The 4,768-nt window shown below is 41.3% G+C and carries 3 protein-coding genes and 1 tRNA gene; 3 read left to right on the forward strand and 1 reads right to left on the reverse strand.

The window, feature by feature from the left end; translation table 11 throughout:
- Window positions 1-530: 530 nt before the first annotated feature.
- From purD to QAS77_RS10650, 3 genes are all read left to right on the forward strand, one after another.
- Window positions 531-1,829: a phosphoribosylamine--glycine ligase gene (gene purD / locus QAS77_RS10640; protein ID WP_305065477.1), complete on the forward strand. Its 1,299-nt coding sequence runs from the start codon at window positions 531-533 to the stop codon at window positions 1,827-1,829.
- Window positions 1,830-1,851: 22 nt separating this feature from the next.
- A complete protein-coding gene (argF, locus tag QAS77_RS10645) occupies window positions 1,852-2,757 on the forward strand; it encodes an ornithine carbamoyltransferase (RefSeq protein ID WP_250868881.1) in 906 nt (301 codons plus the stop codon).
- A 364-nt stretch (window positions 2,758-3,121) separates the two neighbouring features.
- Window positions 3,122-3,209: transfer RNA gene (locus QAS77_RS10650), tRNA-Leu, on the forward strand.
- Between the two features lie 260 nt (window positions 3,210-3,469).
- On the opposite strand, the gene QAS77_RS10655 is transcribed toward QAS77_RS10650, so the two are convergent.
- Window positions 3,470-4,333, reverse strand: coding sequence for a hypothetical protein (locus tag QAS77_RS10655; protein ID WP_305065478.1), 864 nt, complete (start codon window positions 4,331-4,333; stop codon window positions 3,470-3,472).
- Window positions 4,334-4,768 lie beyond the last annotated feature (435 nt).

Consider the following 4,768-nt stretch of genomic DNA (forward strand, 5'->3'; position numbering starts at 1 on the left):
AACCAGGTTGAATTTCAGGGAGTGACTAAAATAGAGGCATAGTATATTGTTTTTTGGTAAAATCAATATCAAGCACTGATGGAATTGTGTTGAGTATTCTAAGTTTATATCTAAAACGTGAGGATGGCTGAATAGTTACAATTATTTTATCATATGGACTGTTTGTTAAACGGTCATCTCACCGATTCCCACAGTACCGTAACCTATTGATACATATACCTCGTCCTAGGGATGATAATTTATACTCAGATCATGCATTGCACCGTTATCGAATGTTGCATGCAAAATAACCTTTCCTGAGAACATGAGAAACAGATATATTCATCACACAATAATTTTTTATAAATAATATTTTATATCTACTGTGCGGCCATTATGAAATATTCATACTTATACTATAACTCACAATATTGGAAAAGTATTTATTCAATAGTAGGAGATTTAGCTCTCTAACATTAGACAACGTTATTTCTAAAAATAAACTGATCTATTATCAATATATTTCTTTTCAATTGAACGAGGCTAATAATATGAATGTTCTAATCATTGGTGGAGGCGGAAGAGAGAACGCTATTGCAGATGCCATTGCAAGAAGCGAACGCAACCCCACCCTTTTCGCAGTTATGGCAAAGAAGAACCCTGGCATTGCAGCTTTGTGCGAGGATTTTCTTCTGGTTAAGGAGACAGATGTGGAGAAGGTTGTGGGATACGCCAGGGAAAAGGGTATCGAAATGGTCTTTATCGGACCGGAAGCGCCTTTGGCAGTCGGTCTTGCTGATGCACTTGAAGAGGCAGGTATCGGAGCTGTCGGACCTAGAAAGGATGTTGCACGTATCGAGTTCGACAAGGCATGGGCTCGCAATTTCATGAAGGACAACGACATTGAGGGATGTCCTGCTTTCAAGGTGTTCTCCGAGAAGAAAGGCCTTCAGGAATACATTGAGGAATTAGGTAGCGTGGCCATCAAGCCAGCCGGACTCACAGGCGGTAAGGGTGTAAAGGTAATGGGAGACCAGCTTCCTGACACCGGCGCAGCTTATGATTATGCTGTGTCCCTTCTTGACGGGGACAATGTTGTCGTTGAAGAGAACCTTGTGGGCGAGGAGTTCACCGTACAGGCATTCGTTGATGGAAAGAACCTTGCTTTCACACCATGTGTGCAGGACCACAAACGTGCTTTTGAGAACGACCTCGGACCAAACACCGGTGGTATGGGCTCATATTCCGATTCTGACGGACTTTTGCCATTTGTGACCATTGATGATCTCTACCGTGCAAGGGAGATAATGAAAGCAACTATCACAGCCCTCGGAGAGACAGAGACACCATTCAAGGGCATGCTCTACGGCCAGTTCATTCTTACAAAGAACGGACCTAAGGTCATTGAGTTCAATGCAAGGTTCGGAGACCCTGAAGCAATGAACGTGCTTCCACTTCTTAAGACGGATATGATCGATGTTATGTCAGCTGTTGTCAGCGGCACCCTTGACGAACTTGATGTAGAGTTCCTAAAACGTGCAACTGTCTGTAAGTACGCTGTACCGGCAGGATATCCTGATGAGCCATCAAAGGACAAAGAGGTCGTTGTCGGCGATATCGGTGATGCACTCCTGTTCTATTCAAGTGTCTATGAGAAGGATGGAAAGGTATACACCACTGGTTCCAGAGCAGTGGCTGTTGTGGGTGTTGCGAGCAGCATTACAGATGCTGAGAGGATCGCACAGAACGCACTTGAGAACATTACCGGTGACCTTCATTTCAGAAGGGACATCGGTACACCTGAACTTGTCCAGAGAAGGGTCACTCACATGGAACAGATCCGTGGATAATTATCTGATATGAGCTGGTAACATGAAACATCTAATATCAATGACAGATCTTACACAGGAAGAGATCATTGAGATCCTTGACATGGCTGAGGACCTCAAAGAGAAACGACTTCGCGGTAAGATTACAGACCTGCTGAAGAACAAGAGCCTTGCGATGATCTTTGAGAAATCATCGACAAGAACAAGGGTATCTTTCGAGGTCGCCATGAGCGATCTTGGGGGACATTCCATCTATCTAAATGCAAGGGACATACAGATAGGCCGTGGTGAGACAGTATCCGATACTGCGCAGGTCCTTTCCCGCTATGTCGCCGGTATTACCGCAAGGGTGAACAGCCACAAGACGGTTGAAGATCTTGCGAAGCACTCAAAAGTACCTGTGATCAATGCACTATCAGACCTTGAACACCCCTGCCAGATCCTTGCAGATTTCCTGACCATACGCGAATACAAGAACCGTCTTAAAGGTTTGAAGTTCGCATGGATCGGTGACGGTAACAATGTCTGTAATTCACTGATACTGGGTTGTGCCCTGGTCGGTATGCAAATAGCTGTTGCATGTCCGGAAGGCTATCTGCCAAACCCTGAGATCGTGGCAAAGGGAAGAGAGCTCGGAGGCGACATACTGATAACCACCGACCCGGAAGAAGCAGCAGCAGATGCTGATGTCCTTTACGCCGATGTATGGGTATCCATGGGCGATGAGGAAGAAAGGGAGAAAAGGCTTAGCGACCTCGAAGACTACCAGATCAATTCCAACCTGGTGGAACTTGCAAAGCCCGATGTCATCTTTATGCACTGCCTACCTGCCCACAGAGGCGAAGAGGTCTCCGCAGAGGTCATGGACGGCCCTCATTCAGTCGTCTTCGATCAGGCAGAGAACCGCCTGCATGCCCAGAAAGCACTTATCATGAAGCTGATGGCATAACCCCCATCAGCCTTTTCTATTCTTTTATAATATTTCGGATCTTTTTTATATCGCCGTTTTAATGGCGTTGTACAATTTCAAAGCCATTGTACTTTTTAGACCTGCTCCACAATTTCCACATCGGTCGCCAATTCGAAAGAGATTATGCTATATACAAACATCAACAATTTATAAATTAGATCAAGAGTTCCTGTTTCTTCTTCTCTTGATCGACTCCTTTACAACCATTTTTAAAACAAACTCCAATGAAAACTTTTTTGTCGAGGCCTTCGGGCCAACCAAAGACGCTAGAGGAGCTGGTCCTCTAGCAACTTTACCACAACCCTTAATAATGAAAAACACTACTATTGGCTATTATCGTGGAGCGAGAGTTGCCCAGCCTGGCCAAAGGCGCTAGGTTCAGAGCCTAGTCTCGTAGGAGTTCGAGGGTTCGAATCCCTTCTCTCGCACCAAAACTCTTTTTGATGGATATTATTAAAGATTGAATGAGGATACTTTTTATAAATTTCGAGTTTTGCGGAGTTCGAATCTGACCCTCTCACAATAGTGTTGGGATATAGGTAACTAAGAAAAACACTACGCTTTTGTAAGAATGTTCCACAACAAATGATTAGTCTTTTGAAAAAAATCAAGACATGGTCAGAAATCGAAATTTCAATTCAAAATTAATCGGCACATGATCATTCCTCGTTATCAGGAAAAAATAAAATGCTTAGGCTCTAATAAGCCCAAGCAAAGCCAAAGTATAATACAATATTAACAAAAATACGGCAGTTGCCTCTCTTTTTGTCCATTCTTTCTGCCCGTTTACAAGTCCTTTAAATGCGGATATGTAGCTTACCAGTGAATTATTTTCATGAGATTCTTCTTTCTTTGCTTCTTTTACCTCGGCAATCGACCGGCATATCCAAAGAAGGAAAACGTATCCTGCCATCAGGGAAAGTAATGAAAAATCCGGATGTGACCATGTTCCAAGTGTTTCTCCTGCAATTTCATTAAGGACTGTGAAGAATCCTGTAAAGTATGCAAGTCTTAACAGGTTGAAATTTGTAAACAGCATAAATGCAAGTATAAATTTAATAGATGTGTTAAGAGGGTCCTTTGTCAGATCAAAGTAGCTGTAGTCTGCCAGTATAAGCAGAACAAAGCTTAAGATAATGAAATGATTTGTAAAATGGAACCATTTGGATCCTGAATATTGTTTTTCGAATATATTCCAGAGATTGTAGGAGGACCAGAATATTGTTCCATAGCCGGGCAATATCCAGATTGGAACATTCCCTATTGCACCACCGAGGTACATGAAGTATCCGTATTGTACGCCCAATAATTCATGTATGAACCCAAAAAGGGATGCTATCACAAGAAATGTTTTCCCTTCCGTTTTGCTGTTCTTCCAAAAAATAATCCATAGTACAGAGAGTATAATTGTAGGAGTAAATTCATCTTTTGTCAGGATATAATATGCAAGAATACCAAGTATTGTGAAAAGCATGAACAGACAAAAGTACAATGGAGTATTGACAAGTGTTCTGCTTTTGTTTTCAATGTATCCCAGGGGGACTGATCCATTCATAAACAGGACTCCTTGATATTACTAGTCTAACCAATTAAAGGTCCAGAAAAATACAGGAGATCATAACGGAATATAAATATTGATGTGAATATAATTATTGTGCCAAAACGTTTCCAAATTTAAAATGATTTTTTTGAGAAATCACTTAAAGAACAATTAGGCCCTCACAATATAAATGTATTGGAACAGTCACGTTCTCATAGGCAGCTATACATAAAATCATACATCGATGTCTATTTTTATTTATTAAAAAGTTTATTTTTTTTGTTCATTCAAAGAACAAATAAAAAAACTATTTGTAACTATTCAGCCATCCTCACGTTTTTGATATAAACTTAGAATACTCAACACAATTCCATCAGTGCTTGATATTGATTTTACCAAAAAACAATATACTATGCCTCTATTTTAGTCACTCCCTGAAATTCAACCTGG

The sequence above is a fragment of the Methanococcoides sp. genome (genome assembly GCF_030594565.1).
In the GTDB taxonomy this organism is placed as follows: domain Archaea; phylum Halobacteriota; class Methanosarcinia; order Methanosarcinales; family Methanosarcinaceae; genus Methanococcoides; species Methanococcoides seepicolus.